The following is a 26,466-nucleotide window of genomic DNA, read 5'->3' as shown; positions in this document are numbered from 1 at the left end:
CTTCATCGAGTCCTTCAACGGCAAGTTCCGGGCCGAGTGCCTGAACACGCACTGGTTCATGAGCCTTGACGACGCCCGGGCAAAAATGGAGGCTTGGCGTAGAGACTACAACGAGGTCCGGCCACACAGCGCCATCGGCAACAAGCCGCCGATATCGCTGATGAACGGCTCTCCGGCGCCCCCGCCGGCATGAGCCCTAACCCCGGAAGATTCCAGCTCGCGCTGGCCCAAAATCGGGGAGCACGTCAAAACCCCGGAAGATTCCAGCTCGCGCTGGCCCAAAATCGGGGAGCACGTCACAGGGTCGAACAGGCAACTCAAATCCGGATGTCAAACACCACGACGCTGCGTGCGACTGGCTCCAACATCGCAACGACAGTTTTCTCGGGGTGGTATGAGCGCGTGCAGTTGAGCCTTGTTGAGCAAGGCCGTGCTCGGGAGGTGCTTCTCCAGGCGCAGGAGCAGGACGAGACAAAAATGCGCCAACGTCAGCGCCTCACGCTCATCTTGATGGAGCGTCTGGTCGCGAAAGACGCGATGCTGGCGCTCCATCGGATGGTGGTTGCCGCGAAGCATTTCGCGCTGGAGGCCAACAGGCTCTTGGAGCGGCAGGGACAGGATTGGATCGATCTTGTCGCGGCGCAGCGAAAGGCCTGGCCAGACCTACAACACCCTCAATCAAATCGGCCGGCGCCGCAGACGGATATGAGGCGAGCGTTCAGCGCCGTGACGGTTGCGTCCGACCATCCGGCCACCATTGCCACCACTCTCGACGCCGTCGCTGTAGCAGCGCCGCCTCTGCCTCCATCTCCGGCGACAACTCACGCCACACGGCGGCCGCTCGCCCATATCCGCATTGCGGAGGAGTTGGCCGATTGGCTCATCCTCAAGCACAAGTCGTCTGTCGATCACAATCGAATGTTGGCCAACTTCGTTAGCGAACCGCCCGATGCGTTCGACGTCCGCGCCCGAAGGCGGGTTGAAAAAAACATTGATCAGGCGAAGGAGCTAGGTCCGGGCCAGCAGTCCCTATGGGTGCCGCGCTCGGCGAAGCAGATGCTTGACGATCCCATCGTGAAGGCGTCGCCGGATCTCCACGGGCTGATCATGCAGGTGGGCTCGAGACCTAAGTCTCCTGCATCTGCGCGACAGCAACAGGCGGGTGCCGGCACGGCGCGCCGACCCAACGACAAAGGCAACTTCAGAGAGTGATGACCAGAGGGTTGGGAGCAGGCCCGGCGGCAGGCAGTGGCAGCAAGGCGGCGTGCGCCACTGGAAAACAGGTGGTGGGACTCAATGACGAGAACCCCCGAGACCATGATGGCCAGTTGCTCACAGAGTAGCTGTCTGGGCCGGGTCCAGAACTCTGGTTATGGACGAGACAGATGACTTCGAAGAACCCTGCGGGCGGCGACGCGCGCCCGAACCGTGAAGAGATGGAAATGTACGCGCGAGCCTATCGCCAACGCGTCCTGACCGACGACTTCTACCTGCGCTGGCAGTGCAACACTGCTCACGCGATGCTGCTGGAAAATGATCCGACCCGGATTTATCCCGAGCATGGCGACCTCAACGGCCGCCAGCTCGGTGAGGGCGCGCGCATCGCGGCGCGCCGCTTCGCCCTGCTGCTCGCGGAGCCTATCGCGTTCTCCGAGCCGCTTTTGCGGCTCAAGATCACTGCCTACGAGGCGATGATCATCGACGAGGACGAGCTGCGGCGCTCGCGCACCGTCGCCATGGTCGAAGCCGCCATTCGACTCGACGCGCGAGAGCTCGGCATCGTCGTCGATGACGCGGTGATCATGCCCGATCCCGGCAGCCGTCACTGAGGGCGGCGGTCATGTTCATCATCTACGATCTCGAAACGAGCGGCCTCAGTCCGCAATTCGACGTTCCGCTTCAGGCCGGAATGATCCACGCCGACGAGAACCTCACCACCTTGAGCGAGCTCTCGCTCCGGGCCAGGCTTCCGGCGCACATCGTGCCATCGCCACAGGCCCTGCTGGTGACCGGCGTCACGCCGCAGCTGCTGGAGCAGGCCCCTCTCTCGGTCATGGAAATGCTCTCTCAAATCGGCCGGGCCCTATCGGCCTGGGCGCCGGCGACGAGCCTGACCTACAACGGTCTGCGGTTCGACGATGAGGTGCTCCGGCACGCCTTCTTCACGCATCTGCTCCCGCCCTATGCGACGCAAGGTCCGGGGCTGAAGCGCGCTGACGTCCTCGTCATGCTGCGGGCGGTCCACCTGCTGGAGCCGGGCAACATCACCATTCCCATCGGTGACAACGGCAAGCCGAGCCTGAAGCTCGTCGACGTCTGCCGAGCCAACGGCATCGCCCTGCACGAGGACGACGCCCACGATGCCATGGCCGACGCCCGAGCGACCCTGGCGCTGTTCAAGCATCTCCGCGAGGTCGCGCCCACCACCATCGCGCCGATGCTGGCCAACGCCCACAAGTCCGGGCCGCAAGCGCTGTTGGCCGGCGACGACCCGGTCCTGCTTGGCGGCATGACGACGATGGTGCCGGTCATCGGCATCGCGCCGAGCCCGAGGAATGGCGCGGCCTGGGCGGTAGCCGATCTCTCGGTCGACCCGGCCACCTATCTCGACGGGACGCCTGAGGAGATTATGGCTCTCCTGACGGCGAAGGGCCGGCGCCAGATCCGGTCGGTGAGGACCAACGTCCAGCCGATCGTCGTCGGCTGGGAGCACGGCGCGCACGCCTTGCCGGTCGATCGGTTCGACGACGCCGTCTACTGCCAGCGCGCCATCCAGATCAGGGACCATGAGAGCTTCCGCAAGAACCTTCTCCTCGCGCTGGCTGGCCAGTACGCCGATCAGGAGCCGTCACCCTGGCCAGAGGCGACGCTGTACACGGGTGGGTTCGTCAGTGACGAGCAGGCGCGCCTGACCCGTCGCTGGCTCGAAATCCCGTGGGCTCAACGCCCCGCCTTCGCTGATGGCCTGTTCAGGGACGAACGGTTGATGGCCTTCGCCAACCGGCTGACCTTCTTGGAGGCGCCGGAGCATCTCTCGCCCGCGGCGCGGGCAAAAGGACGGGACTGGCTGCGCCATCGCCTGATGACCGGTGACGACGTGCCGTGGCTGACCCTGCCGAAGGCGTTGGTCGAGGTTGCCGCGCTCAAGGCGCAGACCGATCTGGGAGATCGTGACCGCCTCGCGCAGATCGATGCGATCGGGCGATGGCTGATGGAGCGCCAGCAGGCGCTCGACCGCGTTGCGGCGGCATAGCCGAGATCAGAATGAAAGAGGTGAGACAAGCCCGCGAGCCCGCTCGCGGGCTTTTGCATGTCTGGAGGGAGAGGAGGTCGTGCTGCCGCATGAGCAGAACCCACGAGAAATAGGAAAAGATCCCAATGACCAATCGCACCGCCACGATCGCCTCGCTCGCCGCCCTGACCATGGACATCAGCGTCCATCCTGTGGTGGACGAGCTTTCGGCTCTCTCGCGCCTTCGCCCGATAGCGCCGACCGATGAGGAGAGCTACGCCCTCCTGACCTACCAGACGCCGTGTCTCGCCGACATCGCGACGCGCGGCCGCCATCATGCCGGCGAGGTCGAGCGATTCCTCGCCTGCGCCGCCCGGACGCGCGATCTGGCCCTGGTCAATCGGAGCCTGCCGAGCCTGTGGGCCACGACGCTGCTCAATCACTCGGCGGCGATCGCCATCGCGCTGCTGCCCTCGGCGGGTCCGGTCGACGACGCGGTGCGGGTAGCGGCATGCCAGGCCGTCGTCGATGCGGCGCTGGCCAACGGACATACGGGGGAGGTGCCTGTCATCCGTGCCGCATTCGAGCTCGACGTCGGCGCGGCCTCGCCTGCCGTAGCGCTCCCGCCTGTCATGGCGAACGATGATGCCGGCGCGACTGGTAGCGACACTGGCATCGCGTCGGCTGCGTCCACGGCGGACGGCACGCTAACCCTTCCCGTGATCGAACAGGCTGCAAGCCTGTCGGCGTTCATGACCGCATCTTACGACCTTCATGCGCTGATGGCGGAAGCCCTGGTTCATTTCGACCATGCCGACCGCTTCGCTGCTCGGCTCGAAGATGGCGAGCGCCCCCTCGCACAGCGGGATCGGCTGGAGCGTGCGGTGTTCGGCGCGCACATTCTGGGTGTCGCGGCCCTCGCGCAGATCGGCCTGACGCCGGTGCGCGGCGATGACAGCCGCGCCATCAGGCTCGAGGCTAAGGCGCTGATCAGGCAGCGCCGCTTGCCTGACCGTCTCACGGCCATCGTCACCCTGGCGTGCAGCATGGGCCGCGCGGTTCGCGAGCAGATCGGTGCTTTCGAACGTCACGGCGGCCGGCTCTGACGCCAGGCCAGCGTCGAACGTAGTGCGAGAACGAAGGGCGCCGATCGGCGCCCTTCGTCGTGATGGGAAGAGAATCAGCACCGCCGTGAGCGGGAGACCCACGTGAATCAAGGACGACTTCGATGACTTTCGACGACAAGCATATCGACCAGACCCGCCGCGTCGTGGCGACCACTGGCCGCCGGGAGCAAGCGGCCGACCCGCTTGGCGCGCTGGTCGGCATGCTGCCGGACGATCCCACCATCGCCAACTTCCTCTTTCTGAGGCAGACGCCGCCTGATCTCCGCGAGACCGCCTTCCGCGCCTCCGCGCATGCCGCCGAGGCCTGGAAGATGCTGAGCTTCGAACATCTCAAGGAGATCGAAGGCGGGTACGCAGCCATTGCCGGCCTGAAGATCCTGGCGGCGGCCTATGAAGCCGAGGTCGCGCTATGGCCGTGCGACTACGACATCCATGCCATCGCGAAGGTCTCGCTTCATCCCTGTCCGTCGCATCAGGCCTCGCTGCGCCGCGATGGCTTCGCTCGTGACCTGCGCATTACCCTGGCAGCCCTCAACCCCGGCTTCCAGCGGCTGCCGCAGGATCGCCGGCCGCCAACCTTGGATCAGCGTGCCTTCGAGCCTCGCCCGCGCTGGGACTTCGATCTCGTCTCCGAGCTTTCGGCGCTGCCGAAAGAGGCCAGCTTCGGGCTGTCAAATCATAAGATCCTGGCAAAGTTGGCGAGGACCGAGCCTGACCTTAGCGCATTCGCCGCCCGCGCGCAGGCCTGCTTCAAATCTAGCAACACCCTCTTCGTCGAGTCGATGCGCGCCGGGCGCGACATGCAAAATCTCAGGGCTGCATCGGAGGGTGCGCGGATCGCCGCGTATGCGCTCTGCTGTCAGGTCGGGATCTGGCCGGCTCGCAAGGGCACGTCCGACCAGGAGGCCAAGTCGCGGGTTCAAGAACTCGTCAACGCAAGGGCCACGACGCAGGATCCGTTGCATATGATGGCGGCCGTGCAGCTTTCTTTCATCAGGAGCGAGCAGCCCATCAAATTCACGCCGGCACGCTGGGACGAGCGACAGCTGGAGACGCCCTGGTGCGAGAACGTGTGACGACATCGCCAAAGAGCTTGCACCAAAAAGGCGGTGCAGAAGTCCGGAAGCGCGACAATGGCTGATCGAAAGGGGCGGACCAAACGGTTCGCCCCTTTTCTCGTTCGAAGGGTCCGATCGGCAGGCCAATACGGCCACCCCCGGAACATCGAGAGAATTGACCGCGACATGGCTGAGCCCGACGCCGAATACGACAACCCGACGCCGATCAACAAGCGCAAGCGGCAAATCGCTGCTTCTGCGGCGCTCGAGGCCGACAGCCGCGAAGCGACGCGTCACCTCGCTGAAGACAGGATGATCCCGATCTACAATCGTGACGAGGTCGAGCGGCAAATCGCGCTCGCTTGGGGCTTCGAGCCGAGGCTTGAGGAATACTACGGACCGCCTCCCACGCTTGGCGCTGACGAACAGGCGCGCATCGACAGGCTCCTCTCAATCCGCAACGACCTGCGGGGCCCCCAGCGTGCCCTGCTGTTCGGAACACCGCAGCTTCGCGAAGCGCTGGCGCAGGTTCACGCCAAGTGTCCGGCCTTCGGCGAGGTCATCGCGCTCTATCAGCGCGCCGTCGCCCTGTCGGAGATGACCAGCGCTCCGGTCTCGGTTCCGCCAGTGCTGCTGCTTGGTGAACCAGGCATCGGCAAGACGCATGCATCAAAATCGATCGCCACGGCCCTGGGCGTCGATATCCACGCGTGCTCTTGCGCGACTTCGTCCGACGCCCAAGCGCTCGTGGTCGGTCATCCGCCGACCTGGCGCGGGGCGCGCGCCGGGGTTCTGACCGAAGCCATGATCGCGTCCGTCAGCGCGCAGCCGGTCGTGCTCTTCGACGAGGTCGACAAGTTCATGACGCACGCGACCGAACAGCCCTACGCCGTCCTCCTCGCCGCGCTCGAGCCCGAAAACGCCTGCGCCTTGAAGGACGAGTACCTTCAGCTCCCGTTCGATCTCTCTCGCGTGATATTTGTCATGACCGCGAATGACGCCGCGCAGATCCCCGACTTCATTCTGGATCGGGTTCTCACCTTCAACATCGCACCTCCGACGGGCGACGCCCTCGTCGCGATCGCGCGCAACATCGCCGTCGACATCGTCGATTCCCTGCGCGGCGGCGTCGCGCTGCCCGATGACATCGCGCTGCGCCGTCTGGCCCAGTCCAACCCGCGCGGAATCAAGAGGCTCGTCAGACTGGCCTTCGGCTTCGCCGCAGCGGCCGGGCGCAGCCAATTGGAGCTTGCCGACATCGACGCCGCGGAGGCCGTCTCCACGGGAGGATCCAAGCCCGCGCGGATCGGATTCCTGGCGGCCGGGATGGGATCCATGTCGAAGTAGGCGCGCGGACAGCCAGACCAGAAGCGCGGCCGTGCGGCTGCTGAAAGCACAGGAAATGGAGGAAGTGCGAAGAACCCCCCGAAACCCTGACCCAAAATCAAAATTCAGAAATCGATGCCGATGACCAAGAATCTCAAGACGCTCTCGCCGATCGTCTCTGCGACGCCCCGCAGCCCCGCCGCGCCGCGACGCCTCAAGGATGTCCACTCGCCAGCCGCCGTCCGACTGTGGATCGAGACCAGGTGGCCCGAAATCGGTGGGCCTCAGCTCAACCTGGCGCCCGACCCGCGCTTCGCTGGGCCCGACTTCACAAGCCGCTACGTCGCCGGCGAGCGCACCACCGTCTACATCTCCGGGTGCCGCGGCCTCCTGAGCTCTGTCGCTCAGCTCCTTCACATCGGCGCCTGGAAGATCTCCACGTCGCAGGACGAGTCGACTGGGCTCCAGCGACGTCTCGATGCCCTCGGCGCCGACCGGTACGGGTCGGCCTACAAGGCCGGTGGCAAAATCATCGAGGACGCACAATTCGACCGTTGGGGTCTCTCGACGGTGGGTACGGACGTCGCGCTGTCGCCGGGAAGCCCGCTGAAGGTCCTGCCTCGCGGCATCGAGGTCATCCTTCCGGCCGATCTCACCTTCGACAGCTTCGACAGGCTTCTGCGTGAGGCGCTTTCGGGCGCGGAACTCGGGCAGTGGGCATCATCGTGGCATGGGCGCGCCCACTGCGCACGGTTCGGTCTCTCGCCCTCGCGCTTCGAGCGGTTCACTCCCTACGAGATGGGGGGAGGAGTTCGCCTCTCCCGCGCCCGCGAGATCTTCCTGTTCAAGCCGTTCAAGCAGTCGCAGCGGCTCGTCAGGATCATCGAGACGATCATTCTCGACCATGTGCTCGAGAGGTGCCAGGCCCGTCAGTAGTGCGGCGGAGGACCGGCTCTCATTCCAAAGCTGCCGGCGCGTAGTTTCGAGGAGAGTCATCCGCGCGACTATCGGCTTAGTAGATTTAGGTCGATGGAATTAGCGGAAGGATGGTTCCTGCTCATCTTCGATCTGCGAAAGCGGAGATTCGTCGTTGATACTGTTTGAAACGGGTGTCGATTGCCGTGTCTGATAATTCTTAGTAGATGTATCGGATCGGTTCAAAAGCTTGGCTAAATTATCATACATCTGGGCGGCTTCAGGCATCCGATCCGCCTCCAAATACATATCAGCAAGCGACCTCATCGCCAACGCCTCACCGAGGTTGTTTCCCAGACGTCGATTGATCTGGACGCTCTCAATAAAGGCCTTCTCCGCCTCGCTTGCATCTTGGTGCAGGACAATTAACCCATAGGTTCTGAGGGTCTGAGCGAGATGGGCATTATCTTTGAGCGCCCGGCCGATTGCGATACTACGCTGAACGTCAAGCAGCGCCGCATTGGGGCGGGTGTTACGACGCAACCGTGAAAGAGAGTGCAACGCGATGGCTTCACCGCGCTGATCTCCCAATTGCCGAGCAAGGTCGATACACTCGGATAATAGCAGTTCAGCCCGCTCTGGCTGCGTCCGCACTAGAGCATTTCCAAGTGTCCCTAAAAAGACCGCGGTACTCCTCGCATCGCGAACTGCGCGCGCCATTTCTAGTCCACGCTCAAAAGTAAGGACACCAGCTTTACGATCAAACCGATAAATCAAAGTGCCTTGGCTATTCAGAACATGGAGCTGATGACCAATATCTCCTATCTCTTCTCCGATAGACAAGCTTTCTTCAAACAGATCAGTTGCACGGGCCGGGTCAATTCGGCCTACCGCTATACCTACGAGATGATGCGCGACTGCAACCTCCCAGCGTCGGAGCCGGGTTTCTGATACGCGCTCTAACAGTGTGATAGCTTGCTTGACCCTACCTTCGCGGTATTCGACCATCCCTCGCATGAAGGTTGGCTCAACTGCACTCTCTGAAATGAGCCCCGCTTCTTGCTGAAACGTGGATAAAGTTGCCCCAAGCCACTGGTCTGCGCTCGAGACTCCGCGAAATACACTAGTGTATCTACTGAGCGCACTTTCTATTTTAAGCGCGAGCTCGTGATACGCAACGCCGCTCTCGGTAAACAGATATGACGGCAGCTTTGTGCCCGCCTGTAACGGATCGCCACTGCGCGCCAAATCGAGCAAGTATTCATTGGCTTTGGCAAACAAAACCTGATCTGCCTGAATTATTCGATACATATTCTGCCGCACGCTTGGCACGATATGCCACTCGCTGTTCCTGGCCGCTGTCATTTCTGACTGGTGAAGCGAGTCCAAAAATAGTTCAGCTGAAACACCTTCGACATTGGCCAGAGAATAAAGCGCGCCCGCAACTTGATCCGTAAGGCTTTCAGCAACAGCCAAGCATGCGAGTGCTCGCTCCGCACCCGGGAGCGCGTGTGTCAAAAACTCTGAAATATTCTGATTATTGAGGTGTTGCATGGGCAATCAAACGCATCAGGGTGCCAGCCCAGACATTGTGTAGCCTGCACACGTCATCGCGATGAGATACGACGACTCCGGACACCATGTTACGAGCATCGTGCGCTGACACGCTCACACCTTGGAGGCGCCCTTTCTCAATCAGAATGTGCGCCATGTCTGTTATAGCCGCCGCTTCTGCATTTTCGTCGAGCGAGGACGGCAATGAGATCTCACACACCGGATGTGGCTCGTCGGAATCAGCGTCGCGCACCATCTTAGACGTGTCATACATCTTGACAAGCAGAAGGCCTTGTTCCTGGAGGTTAGCTAAGTAATTAGCCCATAGATCCCGCCAAAAGAACCCATGCTCGCCATCATTTGCTTGAAAAAGGACGATCATTAAGCGCCCATTTTCGAGGTATTCCCGTATTCCAGAAGCGACAGCTAGGCTTTTTCTATGCTGTATGTCCGATAGATCGAAAGAGGTATCCCCATAATCTATATTAACCTCAACATTCAGGTCTCCGCCAGCTTGATTTTGCGATCCGATCGAAAGGGGACCAAGAGGATTTGGGCGCGACACTTTTTCAAGCGTCAAGCCCACTTTTCGAGCTAAGGTGTTCAGCACGTCATCAAGGTAACGCGTGGTGAAAACTGCTGGGTCAAGTCGGACTGAAGTCCTCTGAAGATCGTCAGGCTTTTTCCCGTGGCTCTTCTCATACCGACTAGAAAGCGCCTTGACGAATGACAAAGGAGCACAATTTTCACCCGAATATCTCACTCGTACGTAGCCGCCTTCCCCCTCTAGATGCGGCTGGAGGCTGGCAAACTGCTCGCGCCAGTCTATTGCGGCAATCTCCAAACTCATTTGCCGTCTTTCTTACCAATCGAAATATTCATGTCACCTTTGGATCGATTGCGACTGCCAATATCTTGACCATTGCGAAACCCATCCGAACCGACTGTTGCGTCAAATTTCGCTCCAGATCGGTTTCCGCTGGCGATCTGCGCTCTGGCCGCGGATGACTTTCTCGCCAGAGCGACTCCAACCGCAGCGGGAACGATAAAAACCGTAATCAAGGCCGCTACCTGCCATCCACCTTCGAGAAGCTTCATATAGCGGTTTAGAAGCTCAAAGGCTCCCGTCGCACCAACGCCCACGGCCAAGCCGGCGAATGTTTCTCGCATTGACTAAACTCCGGCATTAAGAACTTTCGTCGGAAGCGCCGAACGGCGAGCAAGCGTAGCACACCCTCTTGGGTCAGTACCACTTGGTCTGCTCGCAGGCCTCCCAAAGGGATAAAAAGGCCGCCTTCGGCTCGGCTCCGTTCTTCGTTTGAAGCTTTGGGGGCAACGTCATCCCGTCGAGGCTGGGTCCGCCTGATCGATGTCCAGATCACGGGGCTGCCGGTCGCTTGCCTCTCGGGTCGCGTCTGGGCCCCTCGCGCCGTTGGGCCAACTGGCGTCTGATCATCTCCGTGCTCTTGGTGACCTCGAACAGCACGCGGTCCAGCATCTCGTGCCCGCCTGCGGGCATGGCAGCGACGATGTCGCGCGCAGCTTGCGCCTGATCGGCCACCATGGTGCAGAGCTCGTCAACGCGCTCCAGGGTTCGCGCAGAGTTCAGCCCGACGCTGCGCGCCAGCATCTGCCAGTCCGATCCCAGGACCTCGGCGCCGATGCGGCGCTCCCCCAGCTTCTGGGCCATCGTCGCGGTGATGTGAGGCCAGATGCGCGCGCACAGGACATCGTAGAGCGGCGCCAGTCGGCTCGAACCGCCAGCGCCGATCAGAATCGAATAGTTCTTCGCGTGCGCGTCCGTGTTGCAGCAGATCGTGTTGAAGATCAGCGCGTCCAAAAGGCCAAGACGCGCTCCGGGGCCGACATGGCGCTCCACTGATCCAAACAGCTCGACGAGTCCCGGACCAGAGCGGAGATCGTCCTGCCCGGCCATCGGTGCGTACTCGTACTTGTTGCGCGGGAAGACGCCGAGCGTCTGCGCAAGGTCCTCCTGGTGGATGCGCTGCACGCCCTTGGCTGTCGCGACCCGGTCATAGCGGGTGACGAGCACATAGGACCGCGCATTGGCCCGGCCGGTCGTGACCCTGGCCGCGTCCAGGCCGACGAGGCCGGCAAGGGTCAGGCAGAAGGCTTCGTTCTGGACGCTGGCCTTCATGGTCGGGGCGTCGGGCTTCAGGATATGCGTAGAGGGCGTACCGTCGAGCGGGATCGCGATCCTGCCATCGATGACGGCGACGCCGAGCTTCTCCTGCGCGCCGGCCAGCGACATCGAGACGCCGCGCTCACCAACCAGCATCGGCTTCATCGGCAGATCGGAGATGACACCCTCGAGTTCGTCCTCGGTCTCAATCACCCTGTAGCTGTCGTTCCCCTCGCGACGGTAGCCGAAAGACAGCGCCCCGGCCGTGTCGCGGCCGATCTGGGAGAGGATCCCTAGGATGTCCTGCGGCGCCACCCGCAGGATCTGGCCTATCCGCTGGAGGTGCGTCTCCGGCAGCAGGTTCGCCAACCATGGGACGACGGCATCGGCACCATATGGCTCCAGCCGGAGCGGCATCGTCATCGAGATCGGAAAAGCGGAGGGCCGCGATAGCCAGTCGGGATCGTAGGTCAACGCGATCTCGCCTGCGGCGTCCGCCATGGTCGCGACGCGCAGAGTCTCATAGAAGATGTCGGTCATCGTCTTGCCCTAGAACCGCGGGAGCGTGGCAAGTGGATCATCGGCGTCGTCCGTCCCTTGCCTGGGCGGTGCCGACGGAGACGTGCCGGGAGAGAGCCGCAGCCCCACTTCCCAAGCGGCCATCAGCGCCTTGCCGAGGTGCGTGCCCGACTTGCCGGCTTCGAGATCGATGATCGTGCGGCGCGTGATACCGCAGCGCGCCGCCAACTCGTCCTGGGTCAACCCTACGGCCTGGCGGTGCTTTCGGATGAGAAGACCAAACTCTTCGGCGGTGCGGATCACAGGCCTCGTCCTCGCATGAAGGTCGAAACAGCATAATGTGCAAAATCCTGCACAACAAGCGACTTAGCCCATCAATGTGAAGAATATTGCACTTTCGGCACTCAGGCTTGGAATGTGCAGAATCATGCACATCAGCCTAAGCCATTTGCCAAAGGCCTAACAGATCAAAAAAACCGCCTAAATATCGAGGATCGCAATGCATTTGAACGATCGACAACGTAATTCAATAAGACGGAGAATCAGGCTGCAGGCTGAAATGGCGAAGTGGCCTCAAACTATCGAGGGGCACGACGTCAGCAATTCAGCCTCCAGGCTGCGGTGGGGGGGGGCCGTCATCGGTCCGGTCGATCGCGCAGCATACGGATCCGACATGAAGCAGAGCCCGGAAGAGAAGAAGCTTCGTTTCAAAGAGGTGGCGAGGCGCAAGCTCGCCGGCGTGGTCGATAGCACCGGATCAGCCGAGCGCCTCTCGGCGCCGGCTGGAGGCTACATCAGGTGGATGCGCGAGGGGCTCGGACAGACCAGAGAGACCGTGGCGGGAAAGATGGGCATAGCCGCGCAGAGCTTCGCCGGATATGAAGACGCCGAAGCTGAGGGCACGATCCGGCTCGCTACGCTGCGCCGGGCCGCACTCGCCCTGAACTGCACGTTCGTCTATGCGCTCGTGCCGGACGACATGTTCAAGCCCCACGAGACCATCCACGATATCGGCGCCATGCTCGACGAAATGGCCGAGTTGACGGCACGGGCTCAAATGCGCACGGAGAGCCTTCGCCGCCTCCACCCCGCCGTCTCCTCAGACTCCGATCACATGCGGACAGCCGCAACGGAGCTGAAGGACGAGGAAGACTCTCCATCAACGTCGGCGTGACCTCGGCGCCTTCCGCGATGCGCGCTTCAGCGCCGCAGCCTCGCGACGCTCCGCCACGGCGGCCCTCGACCACGGCGCGATCTCCATCTTCTCCACCCAGGGGATTAGCTTGATCGGACGGCGCTCGACGCCGGCGGTGACCACGGGAACCATCGCGATCATGTCCAGTTGTGCGCCAAGCTCATACGCGTCAGCGTAGCGCTCCTCGGTCTCGCCCTTGCCGCCATGGCCCATCAGGTCGGCGCGCGCCTCTGAGGTGACGAACTTCTGCTTGAGAGCGTTGTTGAAGAAATGGCGCTGCATATGCGGCGTGAAGCGGAGCTTGATCAGACCCGGGCTCCATTCGTCATAATAACGGTCGCCAAGCGGGCTCTTCGACGATGGTGAGACGAGCTCGGGAAAGAGCCGGGTCTCGCCGATCGCCCCAAGCGCCTCGACATAGTCGAGGAGCCCAAGTCGCAGCAGTTCCGGGTGAAGCGCGAGCTGGCGCTCCGACTGGTCGTTCTTCAGCAGGCGCAGGGCATTCGGCCGAACCCAAATGTGCGGCGGGCCCTTGTCCGTCACGATGTCGGCGAGCTCCAGGCCACAGAACTCCTCACGACGGAGACCATGATAGTGGGCAAACATCGGCCCGAAATAGGCCGCGCGGTGGAAGACATGCGGGCCGGACGCAAAAAGATCGTCCCACCCTGCACAACCCACGTAGATCGGCTGCTGGAAAATCTTCTCGAAGACATCGACCTTCGGAATCGTGCGATCGTTGCGGGCGCGGCCCTTCGGCTTCGCCCGAAAATCGGAAAAGCTGAGATCTCGGTGCACGCCGACGCCGACCTTACGAGCCCGCGCCAGGAGATGGTTCAGGAAGAAAAAATGCTTGTTGCGGGTCTTCACCTCCAGGCCGCGCGCCGCAGCAGGAAGCGACGACCACCGCTCGCGCAGCTCTTCGATCGAGCGGGTCTTGTCGGCGGCCGACTTGCCGTAGTTCTTGCCCATCTGCCTCAGGAAGACATCGAAGGCGTCGAGATCGGCAACGCTCAACGCCGCAAGATCGGTGATGCCGCGATCCTCGGCTAGGAAGCGACCGAAAAGGTCGATGATCATGCGCGCCTGGCGCACCATCTTGTCGTCCCAGCTCCCATCCTGAGACCGATCGCTCACCAGCCTCTCGCCGATAGCCGCGATCGTATGATCCGTGGCGCGCGACCGGTCGATCGCGATCGGTGTCGGCGAGACTGAGACCCGCGGCACAGGCGAGATCAACGGGGGCGGCGCGGGCGCGATGATCTCGGCCGGTTGAAGGATCTTCACCGGAACGGGGTCCTGCACCGGTACCGGCGCGACTTGCGTCCAGCCGATTCCCCGCGTGTCCGCCTTGGCCTCTGCGATCAGATCGTCGAAATCGAGCTCGTCGTCATCGAAGGGTTGCGTCTTGAAGAAGGCCTCGCTCTTGGCGCGAGCGAAGACGGCGATGGCGCGCGCGACGTTGTCCTCAGTCGGGATGGCTCCGACCTCGCTCAGCACGCGCGCCACGGAGAACCGGAGCTGCTCGGCCTGCTTGGGCGCGGTGTGCCACTTCAGGAGATCGGCGACCTTGTCGATCATGTCGTCCGAGAGCTGGCCGGCCTGCATGTCGAGCAGATCCTGGAACCGCACCTCGGCGGCGAGGCCCTGCTTCTCGATCAGGCGATAGACCCAGCCGTTGGCGATGCCCTCCGAGCCGTCAGGGTCGATCGGCTCGCGATGGTCCTCGCGATAGCCCGCATGCGATCGCCGGATCAGCTCCTCGTGGATTCGAAAGGACTGCCGGAAGAAGTCCTGGAGCTGTTGCCTCGAGACCCAGTGGTCGGAGCCGGTCAACGTCATCTTTTCAACGATGGCATCCAGTTGCGCTGCGATATAGCGCGCAGAAATGTGTTCGCGTGTCCTTAAACTGATGACGAGAAAGCGCTGACCGAGTCGCCGCGCGAGTTGATGGGGGAGCCGACGGCGCCAATAATAGACCGCGCCGCGGCGTTCGAGATGGGATGCAACCGACACGTGCCAGCCCCTTGTGCCAGACAGATGTGTCATACCCGTGTGTCATACTGGGGGAAAACGACTCCCAGCTAGACACATAGGTTCAGCGATTTCAGGGACTTAGATACCAAAGCCAACGAATTGGCTGGGGGACTAGGATTCGAACCTAGACAACCAGAGTCAGAGTCTGGGGTCCTACCGTTAGACGATCCCCCAATGGCGAAGGGCGCGGTCGGCTGCGCTTGGCCTTGGTGAGCCGGGGGTCTAATCAAAGCTTCGCCGAATGGCAAGCCCCAGAATGCGCCCGGTCATGCAAACGCCGCGGACCGGTGAACCGGATCGGTCCGGCGCGGTGCACGGCGATTGTGGCGCCAACGCCAGACGGGTTTTTTCAATCAACCATTGCTCAGCGTCCGGCGCACGCTGTCGCGCCAGCCGTCGACCTTGCGGCTGCGCTCGCTGGCGGCCATGCCGGGCGTGAAGCGCCGCTCCAGCCGCCAGAGATCGGCGAAGCGGTCGGGCTCCGGCAGCAGGCCGGCGTCGAGGCCGGCGAGATAGGCCGCGCCCAGCGCCGTCGTCTCGCGCAGGCTCGGCCGGTCGACCGGCAGATCGAGCAGGTCGGCGAGGCGCTGCATCGTCCAGTCGGAGGCCGCCATGCCGCCATCGACGCGCAGCACCGAGCGGGCGCCCTGCCCTGCTTCAGGCCAGTCGGCATGCATCGCCTCGATCAGGTCGAGCGTCTGGTAGCAGACGCTCTCCAGCGCGGCCTTGGCGAATTCGCGCGGCCCGCTGCCGCGGGTCAGCCCGAAGATCGCGCCCCGCGCCTCGGCGTCCCAATGCGGCGCGCCCAGGCCGACGAAGGCCGGCACCAGATAGACGTCCTGCGCCGGGTCGGCCGCCCGCGCCAGCGGGCCGGTCTCGCTGGCGTCCTTGATGATGCCGAGCCCGTCGCGCAGCCATTGCACGGCAGCGCCCGCGATGAAGATCGAGCCCTCCAGCGCATAGGTGCGTTTGCCGTCGAGCTGATAGGCGATGGTCGAGAGCAGCCGGTGCTTCGACGCGACCGGCGTCGCGCCGGTGTTGAGCAGGGCAAAGCAGCCTGTGCCATAGGTCGATTTCACCATGCCGGGCGAGAAACAGGCCTGGCCGATCGTCGCCGCCTGCTGGTCGCCGGCGATGCCGCGCACCGGGATCGCGGCGCCGAACAGTTCGAGCGCGGTCTCGCCGAACAGGCTGGCGCAGTCCTTGACCTCCGGCAGCATCGCGGCGGGAATGTCGAACAAAGCCAGCAGCTCCTCGTCCCAGACGCCGCGGTTGATGTCAAACAGCAGGCTGCGCGAGGCATTGGTCGCGTCGGTGGCATGCACCGCCCCGCCGGTCAGCCGCCAGAGCAGGAAGCTGTCGACCGTGCCGAAGGCGAGCTCGCCGGCCTCGGCGCGGCGACGGGCGCCGGGCACATTGTCGAGCAGCCAGGCGATCTTGGTGGCGGAGAAATAGGGGTCGATGCGCAGGCCGGTCCGCGCCGCCACCAGCGCCTCATGGCCGGCCGCGACCAGATCGGCACACGCTCCGGCGGTGCGCCGGTCCTGCCAGACGATGGCGCGGTGGATGGCGCGGCCGGTCTTGCGGTCCCAGACCAGCGTGGTCTCGCGCTGATTGGTGATGCCGATGGCGGCGATTCCCGCCGCATCCAGCCCGGCCGTTTTGATCGCCTCGCGGCAGGTCGCGAGCACGCTGTCCCAGATGTCCTCGGGCTCATGCTCGACCCAGCCAGAGGCCGGGAAATGCTGGGCGAATTCGCGTTGTGCGCTGGCGACGACGTCGAGCTTCGAATCGAAGATCAGCGCGCGCGATGAGGTCGTGCCCTGGTCGATCGCGAGGATGTGGCGTGCGACGGCCATGCCGGCCTCCTTCCCTGATTCCGCGCCCGTCTGCGCGGGAGCTATCAGCGGGACACTGGCGCAAGCCCGCATTCAAGGGCAAGGCCTACCGCTGACGTGGGCACAACCGAAGGTTCCGCTTGGCACCACGCTCCCCCTGTTGTTACGCTCCGCTCCAAAGAGGCAGCCGGGCTTTTGCCCGGCTCAGCCGCAGCGCCCCGCGCCGATGCGCTTCTTGGGCAGATGCGGCAGGCCAGAGGAACGATAGTGTGGCGGTCGAGGACCGGCAGGAGCGGGATGTCGCGAGGGTGGCGCTTCCGCAGTTTCACGGCGCCGACCCGGATGCGGGCGACGCAGCGCACAAGGCTGTGCCGACGAACCTGTCTCTGCCAGCCTCTGCGATCGATGCCTCACGGGTTCATGGCCCCCGCCAGCCCGCCACGACCTATGCCGCGCTCGATCTCGGCACCAACAACTGCCGGCTGCTGATCGCGCGGCCGGCACAGCACGGCTTTCGCGTCGTCGATGCGTTTTCGCGAATCGTCAGGCTCGGCGAGGGTCTCGCCGCCAGCAGCCGGCTCTGCGACGCAGCGATGGACCGGGCCGTCGAGGCGCTGAAGATCTGCCGCGGCAAGATGGCCCATCGCAATGTCACCCGCGCCCGGCTGGTGACGACCGAGGCCTGCCGCGCTGCAGCCAACGGCTCGGATTTCGTCAGCCGCGTCGCGGCCGAGGCGGAGCTCCAGCTCGAGATCATCGACCAGCGCACCGAAGCCGCGCTCGCGGTCTCGGGCTGCGCCGCCCTGGCCGATCCGGCGGCCGAGGGGGTGATCGTCTTCGACATCGGCGGCGGCTCGACCGAGATTGTCTGGATGGGCGGCCGCAACGAGGCGCGCGATCCCGCCGCCCGCATCCGCGAATGGGCCTCGCTGCCGATCGGCGTGGTCACCGTCGCCGAGCGCCATGGCGGCGTCGATGTCAGCCGCGCCCTGTTCGAGACGATGGTCGAGGAGTGCGCCAGGGAATTGGCCCCCTTTGCCAAGAAGGCTGCCGCGGCGCGCAATGCCAGGAACTTCCACCTGCTGGGTACCTCGGGCACGGTCACGACCGTCGCCGGCATCCATCTCGGCCTGCCCCGCTACGACCGCCGCGAGGTCGACGGATTGTGGATGCGGCAGGAGGACATTCTGACGGTCATCGACCGGCTCGTCGAAATGGACTATGCAGCACGCGCGGCCAATGCCTGCATCGGCCGCGAGCGGGCCGATCTCGTGCTGGCCGGCTGCGCCATCTTCGAGGCGATCCGGCGCGCCTTTCCCAGCGAGCGGGTCCGCATCGCCGACCGGGGCCTGCGCGAAGGCATCCTGCTCAGAATGATGCACGAGGACCGCGCCTGGTGGCGCCGGAGATGACATGACGCCTTCGACGACACTGGCCGGCAGCACGGCAACGCCGCCGCGAGCGCGATCATGAGCACCATCAAGTCGGGCGGGAAATCCGCGGGCAAGTCGGGCGGCAAGTCGACGGGCGTGGCGGTCGGCGTCGCCGGCAAGTCCGGCGGCGCGCGCGACATGCGCGTCAAGGTCAAGAAGGCCGGCAAGCTCAAGCATTCGTCGCAGCTCTGGCTCGAGCGCCAGCTCAACGACCCTTATGTGAAGCGGGCCCGCGAGATGGGCTATCGCTCGCGCGCCGCCTTCAAGATCGAGGAGATGGATGACCGTTTCAAGTTTCTGAAGACAGGGCAGAAGCTGATCGATCTCGGCTGCGCGCCCGGCGGCTGGTGCCAGATCGCCGCAGGGCGCGTCGGTCTCGAAAAGGGCAAGGGCCGCATCGTCGGCATCGATCTGCTCCCGGTCGACCCGATCCCGGGCGTCGACCTGATCGAGATGGACTTCATGGCCGAAGACGCCCCCGCCCTGCTGACGCAGCGGCTTGGCGGCCGTGCCGACGGCGTCATGTCCGACATGGCCGCCAACACCACCGGCCACAAGAAGACCGACCACCTCAAGATCATCGCGCTCGCCGAAGCCGCGCTCGAATTTGCCAACGACATCCTGATGCCGGGCGGCTTCTTCCTGGCGAAGCTGTTCCAGGGCGGCGAGAGCGCCGAATTGCTGGCCCAGCTCAAGCGCGACTTCACCACGGTCCGCAACCTCAAGCCGGCGGCAAGCCGCTCGGATTCCTCGGAGCTCTACGTGCTGGCGACGGGGTTCAGGCGGAAGGCTGAGATTGCGCAGGAGGGTGCGCCGGAAGGTGTCTCGACAGGCGATCAGGAATCCTGACGCTGTTCTGCCGGCCTCAGGCTGCTCTCGGCACGATTCCCGCCAGCGTGGCCTCCATTGCCCGCTTGGCTTCCATCAGGTCGTAATCCGCCTGCAGCCCGAGGAAGAACCCTTCCGAGGCGCCGAAATAGCGGGCAAGCCTGAGATCGGTGTCGGCCGTGACGGCCCGCTTGCCCAGCACGATTTCGTTGATGCGCCGGGGCGATACACCAATTGCCCGCGCGAGTTCGCTCTGGCTCAGTTCCATCGGCTTCAGGAACTCCTCCAGCAGGATGACGCCGGCATGGGGGTTCGACAGCCGCTCCTCAGTGGTAGTCGACGATCTCGACATCATCCGCCCCTCCCTCGATCCAGCGAAAACAGATCCGCCATTGCTGATTGATCCTGATCGAATGCTGCCCTGCCCGGTCACCATGCAGGCTCTCCCGTCGGTTGCCAGGCGGAATCCGCAAATCGTCGAGACGGATCGCCCGGTTCAGCAAACGCAGCTTGATCAGCGCCTTGTCCTGAATCTCCAGCGGCAGCCGGCGCGACCGCAAGCCGCTCCAGATCTTCTCCGTCTCGCCATCACGGAAACTCAGGATCATCCAGAACTATACCGCATAACGTTATGAGGGCAATCACTAATGGGTTTTGCGGCTGAGGTGTTGGTCGCTCGCTACGGAAACAGGTCCCTCGGCAGAGCGTCAGGTCGGTAGATTCCGGGCCGGCTCTTCTCGATCGCATGATAGATCCAGGCGCCGAAGCCCAGCAGGCCCAGGAGCGGCAAGAACACTTCCAGCACGGGTATCGTGCCGTCGAGAGTCTTGAACAGGATCAGCGCGCCGGCTCCGCCAAAGACGATCAGGAAAACGACCCCGACGATTTTCATCGCCCTGTGCCGACCCTCCGTGACGCCGCGCAGGAAACGGATGCGCGCGGCATCCTGCAGCGGAATGCGGCGATGCAATTCCTCGACGAAGGCGATGAAGACCGGGTCGCGCGCCGGATCGTCCCCGCCCCAGGGCGCAGCGGAATGGACGACGAGCTGCTTGCCGCTGGCGAAGCTGAGCTCGACCATGGCCTCCCAGGGGCTGTTCTTGCCGCCATGGACGGCCTGCATCCTGACGCTGCGCAGATTGGAAAAGGGCCGCAGCCCCGTTCGGGCGTCGAGCGTATAGTCGATACCCTCATCGGTCAGCGTCAGCCTGGCCTCGGCCAGCTTGAACCGCATCCCGCCATCGCTGATGGCGAGGTCGAAATGCGCCTCGGGCTTGGTCGCAGCCGGCTCCATGGCATGATTGTGCCCTGCCGTAGCGGAAGATGACAAGCCTTGGGTCGGCCGGAGCCCGCTATTCCAGCGGCTTCTGGTCGGCGATCGCCTCCGCGGTCGCCTTGCGGGCGCTGGTTGGCGTGCTCAGGATATGGCCCGAGACCTCGGCGCCGGCATCGGGCGAAAGCCGCATCATCCAGAACACCGAGGAGGCCGAGATCAGCCCGACCAGCGCGAAGGCCGGCCAGAAATCGCCGGCACCCAGCGCTGCGCCGCCATGGACGGCATGGGCCGTCTCCAGCGCGAAGGCGCCGATCGTCACGCCGATGCTGAGCGACAATTGCTGCGCGACGCTCGACAGGCTGGTCGCGCTCGACATCTCCTTGTTGGAGACATCGGCATAGCTCAGTGCATTGATGCCGGTGAACTGCAGCGAGCGGAAGCAGCCGCCGACCAGCAGCACGCACAGCATCAACCAGTGCGGCGTCAGCGGTGTGAACAGCCCGGAAGCCGCGAGAAACGCCGCGCCGACCACGGCGTTCACCGTCAGCACGCGCCTGAAGCCGAAGCGCGCCAGGATGGTCTTGGCGAGCGTCTTCATCAGGAGCGCGCCAGCCGCCGAGACGAAGGTGATCAGACCCGATTGCAATGCATCGAGCCCGAAGCCGAGTTGCAGCATCAGCGGCAGCAGGAAGGGCACGGCGCCGATCCCGGTCCGGAAGATCGAGCCGCCGATCACGCCGATCCGGTAGGTCGGGATCTTCAGCAGCGCCAGATTGAGCACCGGATGGGCGACCCGCCGCGAATGGAACCAGTAACCGGCCAGGGCCGCGATTCCCGCCGCGACGCAGGCATAGGACACAGCTTCCGGGACAAGATGGCGCCCACCGGTGGCAAGCCCCAGCATCAGGCTGGCGAAGCCGAAGGACGACAGCACGAAGCCGCGGATGTCGAGCGGAGCGACGTCCTCCTCGCGCACATCCTCGAAGAACAGGCTCGCCAGCACGATGCCGATCAGGCCGATCGGGATGTTGATGAAGAAGATCCAGCGCCAGTCGAAATAAGTCGTGATGAAACCGCCCAGCGGCGGGCCGACAACGGGACCAACCAGCGCCGGCACCGTCAGATAGGCCAGCGCGCTGACCAGCTCCGACTTCTGCACGCTGCGCAGGATGACGAGCCGCCCGACCGGCACCATCATCGCCCCGCCCATGCCCTGGATGAAGCGGGCGCCGACGAAGGCCCCAAGCGAATTCGACAGGGCGCACAGCACCGAGCCGACCATGAAGACGCCGAGCGCGGCCCGGAAGATCGTGCGCGCGCCATAGCGGTCCGCCATCCAGCCCGAGATCGGGATGAACACGGCGAGGCTGACGAGATAGGAGGTCAGCGCCAGCTTCAGCGCGATCGGATCCTCGCCCAGCGACTGCGCGATCACCGGCAGTGAGGTCGCGATCACCGTCGAATCGGTGTTCTCCATGAAGAGCGCACAGGCCACGATCAGGGGCAGGAGTTTGGCGCGCTGCAAGGCGGAGGCTTTCGGCGGAGAGGCTCGGGACCTGCTTACTGCGGCAGGTCAGCGCCGACGAGAGCCGCGAGGCAAGAAAAACCCTGCGATGATCGGCATTGCGCCGGCTGCATAACCAAATCGTGAAGCTCAGGTCTGCTATGCGCCAAGGGCAGTCAAAACCTGCCTCGATCGGCACTATCTCCCAGGCGTCTCACACCGATGTGAGACGCGACTGGACTTCAGGCCAGCCACTAACGCTCGCCCAAGAGGTAATCCAATGATCGATCATGCAAGACATGCCCCGGCTCCGAATCGTGCTCGGTCATCGGGGGCATTGGCCCGGGCGGCCCTGCTGGCCTTTGCGGCCGGCAGCATCTGGATCGGCGCCGGCGCGGCGCCGGCTTCAGCGCAAACACAGCAGCCTGACATGAAATGGGAGACCGGTTGCGCCTGGCGCGAGGTTACGCCGGGCTCCGGCGATGCGCTGCGGCAGTACAACTGCACCCGGCAGAAGGAATGCCAGCTGATGGCCAATGCCAAGGGCGCCATGATGATGAATATGGGCTGCTTCTTCGTGCAGCCCGCCCCGACCTCGCCCTCGCCGGCGACGACCCGGACGCGTCCGGCCCAGCAGCAGTAGGAACCCCGGCGGCCGGCATCCGCGCCGGCCGCCTTCCTCTGGCTCGCGCAGGCATGACGCCACGCCGGCCTCGCATTGCAAAAAGATTCGCTGCTGCGCTCTAGCGAACGCCACGCACGCATGCTAACGGGCCTCGTCAACCCGGTCGCGGGCGCCCTCCGCGAGACCGCAACAGAGCCGGCCATAAGCCGGTGTCGGAGTTGACGATGACGCTTCCCCAAAACGGTCTGATTGCTCAAGGCGGCCTGATCCGCGACGGGCTCACCTTCGACGACGTGCTCCTCGAGCCCGGCCCGTCCGAGGTCATGCCGGCCGATGTCGACATCTCGACGCAGCTCACCAAGACGATCTCGCTGAACCTGCCGATCGTCGCCTCGGCCATGGACACGGTGACGGAGGCCCGCATGGCGATCGCCATGGCCCAGGCCGGCGGCATGGGCGTGATCCACCGCAATCTCGAGGCCGACCAGCAGGCGGCGGAAGTCCGCCTCGTCAAGAAATTCGAATCGGGCATGATTCTCAACCCGATCACGATCTTCCCCGACGAGACGCTCGCTGACGCGCTCGGGCTGATGAAGCAGAACCGCATTTCCGGCATCCCGGTGGTCGAGCGCGGGGCGCAGGGCCACAAGGGCAAGCTCGTCGGCATCCTGACCAATCGCGACGTCCGCTTCGCCGCCAATCCGCAGCAGCCGGTCTCCGAACTGATGACCAAGGACCGCCTGATCACGGTGCGCGAAGGCGTCGCCCAGGACGAGGCCCGCCGCCTGCTTCACCAGTTCCGCATCGAGAAGCTGCTCGTCGTCGACGACCATTACCGCTGCATCGGCCTGATCACCGTCAAGGACATGGAGAAGCAGGTCACGCATCCCAATGCGGCCAAGGATTCGCATGGCCGGCTTTTGGTCGCGGCCGCCACGACGACCGGAGATCTCGGCTTCGAGCGCTCGCAGATGCTGATCGACGCCGGCGTCGACATCATCGTCGTCGATACCGCCCATGGCCATTCCGCCAAGGTGCTGGAGGCGGTGACGCGGGTGAAGAAGCTCTCCAACGCCGTCCAGATCATCGCCGGCAACGTCGCCACCGCCGGCGGCGCCCAGGCGCTGATCGATGCCGGCGCGGACGCCATCAAGGTCGGCATCGGGCCAGGCTCGATCTGCACCACCCGCATCGTCGCCGGCGTCGGCGTGCCGCAGCTCACCGCCGTGATGGATGCGGCCTCCGCCGCGCAGAAGGCCGGCATCCCGGTGATCGCCGATGGCGGCATCAAATATTCCGGCGATCTCGCCAAGGCACTGGCGGCGGGCGCCTCCTGCGCCATGGTCGGCTCGCTCCTGGCCGGCACCGACGAGACCCCGGGCGAGACCTTCCTCTACCAGGGCCGCTCCTACAAATCCTATCGCGGCATGGGCTCGGTCGGCGCGATGGCGCGCGGCTCCGCCGATCGCTACTTCCAGCAGGACATCAAGGACGCGCTGAAGCTGGTGCCGGAGGGTATCGAGGGCCAGGTCGCCTATAAGGGCCCGGTTTCCAGCGTGCTGCACCAACTCGCCGGGGGCCTGCGCGCCGCGATGGGCTATGTCGGCGGCAAGGACCTGAAGGACTACCAGGCCAAGGCCCGCTTCATCCGCATTACCAGCGCGGGCCTGCGCGAGAGCCATGTCCACGATGTCACCATCGTGCGCGAGAGCCCGAACTACCCGACCCGCTCCTGAAGCGCCCGGACAGGCCAACTATCCACCATCATCTTCAACGCGGCGGGTCCATTGCGGCCCGCCGCGCTTGCATTCTGCGGGTATGTTCGCTTCGCTCCCGATCACGCTGCGCCGGCCCGACGCCGCGCCGCCGGACGATCGGAAACGCTGATGACGCTCAAGCTGGTCTATCCCTCCCTGGCCCTGATCCTCTGGATCTTCGTCGTCCTCGTCATCGTCTTCCTGCGGCGCAAGGCAGCGTTCACCGGCAAGCAGATACGGATGGCCGACATCGCAGTCTCGACGGAAGCGTATCCGGAGCCTGCCCGCCTCGCCGCCAATAATTTCTCCAACCAGTTCGAGACGCCGGTCATCTTCTTCGCGCTGATCATGCTGGCGATGGAGGTCGGCGCGGCCAGCTACATCATGGCCGGCCTCGCCTGGGCCTTTGTCGCGACGCGCGTCGCCCATACGCTGGTCCATATCGGCTCGAACGACCTCAAGCTCCGCTCCGCCATCTTCGCGGTCGGCGTCGTCATCCTGTTCGGCATGTGGATCGGCGTCGTCCTAGCCGTGCTGTAGCAGCCGCGGTCGATCGCGGAGTCACGCAAGAACCCTGCCGACATTGCGGGCGGAGCCAAGCAGTGACAATGAGCCCGCTTTCACGACACAAGTCCTGCGCAAGCGCGTCGCGTTAAGCATCGCGGCGGTTTTGCCGGCCGAATCCTGTGGCGGCGTTGAACCTTAACAAAAAGTAAACTACACCCGGCAGGCGGCGGACGAGTAAACAAGCGTAGGGTGGAGTCGACGCGATGTTGCGTGTCCGAGACGTTGCGACGCAGGCTTCGACCTGCGCCGAAAGAGCTGTCGCTTCAAGTGTTTCCGCCGAGAGCCTGCCACGAGGGAGTGAGCCACGGACCGCCAGTCCGGCGAGACTCGTCGCCTTGGCTGCTCTAGGACTTGCCCTAGGCGCTGGGGGGGCGGTCTTTACCGTCTCCCTGGTGCAGGCCGAGGACGACGCGGGCATCCGCGCCTTTCATCGCCAGGAAGCGGCGAACCGCCAGGCCGCCAGCTATCATGCGCCAGGTCAGCCGGCCCAGCCCCGCGCCTACGCCTATGCCCCGGCCCGCTCCGGCTGGCAGATTCCGCTGCTGCGGATGGAGGCGGACGGCCGCATCGCGCATCCGCCGGTCGATCTCAACCCGTTCCGGCAGCAGCGCGTGGCAAGCGACGGCCCGAAGCGCCAGGCCAAAAGCACTGCAAATACTGCCCATGTCCGGCTCGACACCGTCTCCGGCGCGGCCGACGTCGCGCGCACCATCTGCGTGCGCCTCTGCGACGGCTTCCACGCGCCGATCGGCTATCTGCACGCCGCCTCCGACATGAAGGCGCATGAGGCGCTGTGCCAGGCGATGAACCCCGGCATTCCCGTCAAGGTCTTCCGCGTCGCCGCTGGCGCCGCCGAGATTGGCAACGCGCAGGCCGCCGATGGCAAACGCTACAGCGCCCTGCCGATGGCCTACAGCCATGAGACCACGCGCGACGCGGCCGCGTGCCGTCCCGCCATCGTCCAGGCCGGCGAGCGTCGCATCTCGCTGCTGCGCGATTTCACCCTGCGCCCCGGCGATAGCGTCGTGCTCGACGGCAAGGTCAGGACCTTCGCGGGCGGCTCGCGCTGGCCCTACAGCACGCGCGACTTCCGCGACTTCCGCAGCGCGTCGGAACTCAGCAAGGGCCAGCGCAAGCAGATCGACGAGCGCGTCGGCGTCTCCCGCATGGAGGCGCAAGCCCGTGGCGTGCGCCGGCAGATGCGCCTGCGCGAGGCGAGCCTGCACGACGACAATCTCGCCAGCGACGCCGTCGTTGCGCTGCGCGGCTCGCTCGCCCCGAGCATGCGCGGTCCTGTCCGCATGATTTCGCTCACATCTGCGTCACAATAACAGAGACCAAAGGCGGGCGGCGAAAGTCGCACGCCACGCCTGTCGCGCAAAAAGCCAAGCCGTTTCCGATGGATGGCTCTTTTATTCGAATTATTCTAATAAAGAACTAGAGCTGAACCACTTTAACGCTTTGATTTAAAAGGTTTATCGAATTGACGCCCCGGCGGCGGGGCTCTATCGGTCCGCAGATGCGCGCTTGGC

Annotated in this window: 26 protein-coding genes, 1 tRNA gene and 1 pseudogene; 15 read left to right on the top strand and 13 right to left on the bottom strand. The window is 64.3% G+C overall.

Features of this window, described 5'->3' with window-relative positions; all coding sequences use genetic code 11:
* From AC1DYU_RS23315 to AC1DYU_RS23280, 8 genes are all read left to right on the top strand, one after another.
* The coding region (locus AC1DYU_RS23315) for an integrase core domain-containing protein (RefSeq protein WP_476792396.1) at nucleotides 1-193 on the top strand (193 nt) is incomplete at its 5' end.
* A gap of 134 nt (nucleotides 194-327) precedes the next feature.
* Nucleotides 328-1,212 carry a hypothetical protein gene (locus AC1DYU_RS23310; protein WP_476793716.1) on the top strand — a complete coding sequence of 295 codons (885 nt, stop codon included), beginning with the start codon at nucleotides 328-330 and terminating at the stop codon, nucleotides 1,210-1,212.
* Between the two features lie 173 nt (nucleotides 1,213-1,385).
* Complete coding sequence (locus tag AC1DYU_RS23305) at nucleotides 1,386-1,829, top strand: hypothetical protein (RefSeq protein WP_476793715.1); 444 nt, start codon at nucleotides 1,386-1,388, stop codon at nucleotides 1,827-1,829.
* 11 nt (nucleotides 1,830-1,840) lie between these two features.
* Complete coding sequence (locus AC1DYU_RS23300) at nucleotides 1,841-3,253, top strand: exonuclease domain-containing protein (RefSeq protein WP_476793714.1); 1,413 nt, start codon at nucleotides 1,841-1,843, stop codon at nucleotides 3,251-3,253.
* 170 nt (nucleotides 3,254-3,423) lie between these two features.
* Complete coding sequence (locus tag AC1DYU_RS23295; RefSeq protein ID WP_476793713.1) at nucleotides 3,424-4,338, top strand: hypothetical protein; 915 nt, start codon at nucleotides 3,424-3,426, stop codon at nucleotides 4,336-4,338.
* Between the two features lie 122 nt (nucleotides 4,339-4,460).
* Nucleotides 4,461-5,435 carry a hypothetical protein gene (locus AC1DYU_RS23290; RefSeq protein WP_476793712.1) on the top strand — a complete coding sequence of 325 codons (975 nt, stop codon included), beginning with the start codon at nucleotides 4,461-4,463 and terminating at the stop codon, nucleotides 5,433-5,435.
* 168 nt (nucleotides 5,436-5,603) lie between these two features.
* Nucleotides 5,604-6,764, top strand: a complete 1,161-nt coding sequence (locus AC1DYU_RS23285) for an AAA family ATPase (RefSeq protein WP_476793711.1) — start codon at nucleotides 5,604-5,606, stop codon at nucleotides 6,762-6,764.
* 120 nt (nucleotides 6,765-6,884) lie between these two features.
* Complete coding sequence (locus tag AC1DYU_RS23280) at nucleotides 6,885-7,679, top strand: hypothetical protein (RefSeq protein WP_476793710.1); 795 nt, start codon at nucleotides 6,885-6,887, stop codon at nucleotides 7,677-7,679.
* A gap of 99 nt (nucleotides 7,680-7,778) precedes the next feature.
* Here AC1DYU_RS23280 and AC1DYU_RS23275 read toward each other — a convergent pair whose 3' ends face one another.
* The 5 genes from AC1DYU_RS23275 to AC1DYU_RS23255 form a co-directional block, all read right to left on the bottom strand.
* The gene (locus AC1DYU_RS23275; protein WP_476793709.1) at nucleotides 7,779-9,212 is read right to left on the bottom strand and encodes a tetratricopeptide repeat protein; all 1,434 of its coding nucleotides are present in this window, start codon (nucleotides 9,210-9,212) and stop codon (nucleotides 7,779-7,781) included.
* On the bottom strand, nucleotides 9,196-10,062 hold the full coding sequence (locus tag AC1DYU_RS23270) for a hypothetical protein (RefSeq protein ID WP_476793708.1): 867 nt from the start codon (nucleotides 10,060-10,062) through the stop codon (nucleotides 9,196-9,198). The genes AC1DYU_RS23275 and AC1DYU_RS23270 overlap by 17 nt, the downstream gene beginning before the upstream one ends.
* Nucleotides 10,059-10,382 carry a hypothetical protein gene (locus AC1DYU_RS23265; protein WP_476793707.1) on the bottom strand — a complete coding sequence of 108 codons (324 nt, stop codon included), beginning with the start codon at nucleotides 10,380-10,382 and terminating at the stop codon, nucleotides 10,059-10,061. The genes AC1DYU_RS23270 and AC1DYU_RS23265 overlap by 4 nt, the downstream gene beginning before the upstream one ends.
* Before the next feature lie 208 nt (nucleotides 10,383-10,590).
* Nucleotides 10,591-11,895 carry a HipA domain-containing protein gene (locus tag AC1DYU_RS23260; protein ID WP_476793706.1) on the bottom strand — a complete coding sequence of 435 codons (1,305 nt, stop codon included), beginning with the start codon at nucleotides 11,893-11,895 and terminating at the stop codon, nucleotides 10,591-10,593.
* Between the two features lie 9 nt (nucleotides 11,896-11,904).
* Nucleotides 11,905-12,177, bottom strand: a complete 273-nt coding sequence (locus AC1DYU_RS23255; protein ID WP_476793705.1) for a helix-turn-helix transcriptional regulator — start codon at nucleotides 12,175-12,177, stop codon at nucleotides 11,905-11,907.
* Nucleotides 12,178-12,547: 370 nt separating this feature from the next.
* On the opposite strand from AC1DYU_RS23255, the gene AC1DYU_RS23250 reads away from it, so the two are divergent.
* Complete coding sequence (locus AC1DYU_RS23250) at nucleotides 12,548-13,048, top strand: helix-turn-helix domain-containing protein (RefSeq protein WP_476793704.1); 501 nt, start codon at nucleotides 12,548-12,550, stop codon at nucleotides 13,046-13,048.
* Here the strand turns inward: AC1DYU_RS23250 and AC1DYU_RS23245 are convergent.
* The 4 genes and pseudogenes from AC1DYU_RS23245 to glpK form a co-directional block, all read right to left on the bottom strand.
* Nucleotides 13,034-14,911 carry a site-specific integrase gene (locus AC1DYU_RS23245; protein WP_476793722.1) on the bottom strand — a complete coding sequence of 626 codons (1,878 nt, stop codon included), beginning with the start codon at nucleotides 14,909-14,911 and terminating at the stop codon, nucleotides 13,034-13,036. The two genes, AC1DYU_RS23250 and AC1DYU_RS23245, sit on opposite strands and share 15 nt — an antisense overlap.
* A gap of 15 nt (nucleotides 14,912-14,926) precedes the next feature.
* Nucleotides 14,927-15,118: pseudogene (locus AC1DYU_RS23240) on the bottom strand (DUF6538 domain-containing protein); the annotation flags it as partial.
* Between the two features lie 88 nt (nucleotides 15,119-15,206).
* A tRNA-Gln gene (locus tag AC1DYU_RS23235) sits at nucleotides 15,207-15,280 on the bottom strand.
* A 179-nt stretch (nucleotides 15,281-15,459) separates the two neighbouring features.
* On the bottom strand, nucleotides 15,460-16,965 hold the full coding sequence (gene glpK / locus AC1DYU_RS23230) for a glycerol kinase GlpK (protein ID WP_476793703.1): 1,506 nt from the start codon (nucleotides 16,963-16,965) through the stop codon (nucleotides 15,460-15,462).
* A gap of 287 nt (nucleotides 16,966-17,252) precedes the next feature.
* On the opposite strand from glpK, the gene AC1DYU_RS23225 reads away from it, so the two are divergent.
* Both AC1DYU_RS23225 and AC1DYU_RS23220 read left to right on the top strand, forming a co-directional pair.
* The gene (locus AC1DYU_RS23225; RefSeq protein WP_476793721.1) at nucleotides 17,253-18,356 is read left to right on the top strand and encodes a Ppx/GppA phosphatase family protein; all 1,104 of its coding nucleotides are present in this window, start codon (nucleotides 17,253-17,255) and stop codon (nucleotides 18,354-18,356) included.
* 57 nt (nucleotides 18,357-18,413) lie between these two features.
* Entirely contained in the window at nucleotides 18,414-19,226 is an 813-nt protein-coding gene (locus AC1DYU_RS23220; protein WP_476793702.1) for an RlmE family RNA methyltransferase, read from the top strand.
* A 16-nt stretch (nucleotides 19,227-19,242) separates the two neighbouring features.
* Here AC1DYU_RS23220 and AC1DYU_RS23215 read toward each other — a convergent pair whose 3' ends face one another.
* From AC1DYU_RS23215 to AC1DYU_RS23200, 4 genes are all read right to left on the bottom strand, one after another.
* Entirely contained in the window at nucleotides 19,243-19,557 is a 315-nt protein-coding gene (locus AC1DYU_RS23215; protein WP_476793720.1) for a HigA family addiction module antitoxin, read from the bottom strand.
* Entirely contained in the window at nucleotides 19,532-19,813 is a 282-nt protein-coding gene (locus AC1DYU_RS23210) for a type II toxin-antitoxin system RelE/ParE family toxin (protein WP_476793701.1), read from the bottom strand. The genes AC1DYU_RS23215 and AC1DYU_RS23210 overlap by 26 nt, the downstream gene beginning before the upstream one ends.
* A 71-nt stretch (nucleotides 19,814-19,884) precedes the next feature.
* Nucleotides 19,885-20,499 carry a hypothetical protein gene (locus tag AC1DYU_RS23205; protein WP_476793700.1) on the bottom strand — a complete coding sequence of 205 codons (615 nt, stop codon included), beginning with the start codon at nucleotides 20,497-20,499 and terminating at the stop codon, nucleotides 19,885-19,887.
* Nucleotides 20,500-20,557: 58 nt separating this feature from the next.
* Nucleotides 20,558-22,006, bottom strand: a complete 1,449-nt coding sequence (locus tag AC1DYU_RS23200) for a DHA2 family efflux MFS transporter permease subunit (protein WP_476793699.1) — start codon at nucleotides 22,004-22,006, stop codon at nucleotides 20,558-20,560.
* A 409-nt stretch (nucleotides 22,007-22,415) separates the two neighbouring features.
* On the opposite strand from AC1DYU_RS23200, the gene AC1DYU_RS23195 reads away from it, so the two are divergent.
* The 4 genes from AC1DYU_RS23195 to AC1DYU_RS23180 all read left to right on the top strand — a co-directional run bounded on the left by AC1DYU_RS23195 (nucleotide 22,416) and on the right by AC1DYU_RS23180 (nucleotide 26,265).
* A complete protein-coding gene (locus tag AC1DYU_RS23195; protein WP_476793698.1) occupies nucleotides 22,416-22,628 on the top strand; it encodes a hypothetical protein in 213 nt (70 codons plus the stop codon).
* Between the two features lie 206 nt (nucleotides 22,629-22,834).
* A complete protein-coding gene (gene guaB, locus AC1DYU_RS23190; protein ID WP_476793697.1) occupies nucleotides 22,835-24,346 on the top strand; it encodes an IMP dehydrogenase in 1,512 nt (503 codons plus the stop codon).
* Nucleotides 24,347-24,496: 150 nt separating this feature from the next.
* Nucleotides 24,497-24,907, top strand: a complete 411-nt coding sequence (locus AC1DYU_RS23185; protein ID WP_476793696.1) for an MAPEG family protein — start codon at nucleotides 24,497-24,499, stop codon at nucleotides 24,905-24,907.
* 362 nt (nucleotides 24,908-25,269) lie between these two features.
* Nucleotides 25,270-26,265: a DUF2865 domain-containing protein gene (locus tag AC1DYU_RS23180; protein ID WP_476793695.1), complete on the top strand. Its 996-nt coding sequence runs from the start codon at nucleotides 25,270-25,272 to the stop codon at nucleotides 26,263-26,265.
* Nucleotides 26,266-26,466 lie beyond the last annotated feature (201 nt).

Source organism: Allobosea sp. P2_B12, from assembly GCF_056404835.1.
The sequence above is the reverse complement of the archived record's forward strand: the minus strand, read 5'-3'. Positions and strand labels throughout refer to the sequence as shown.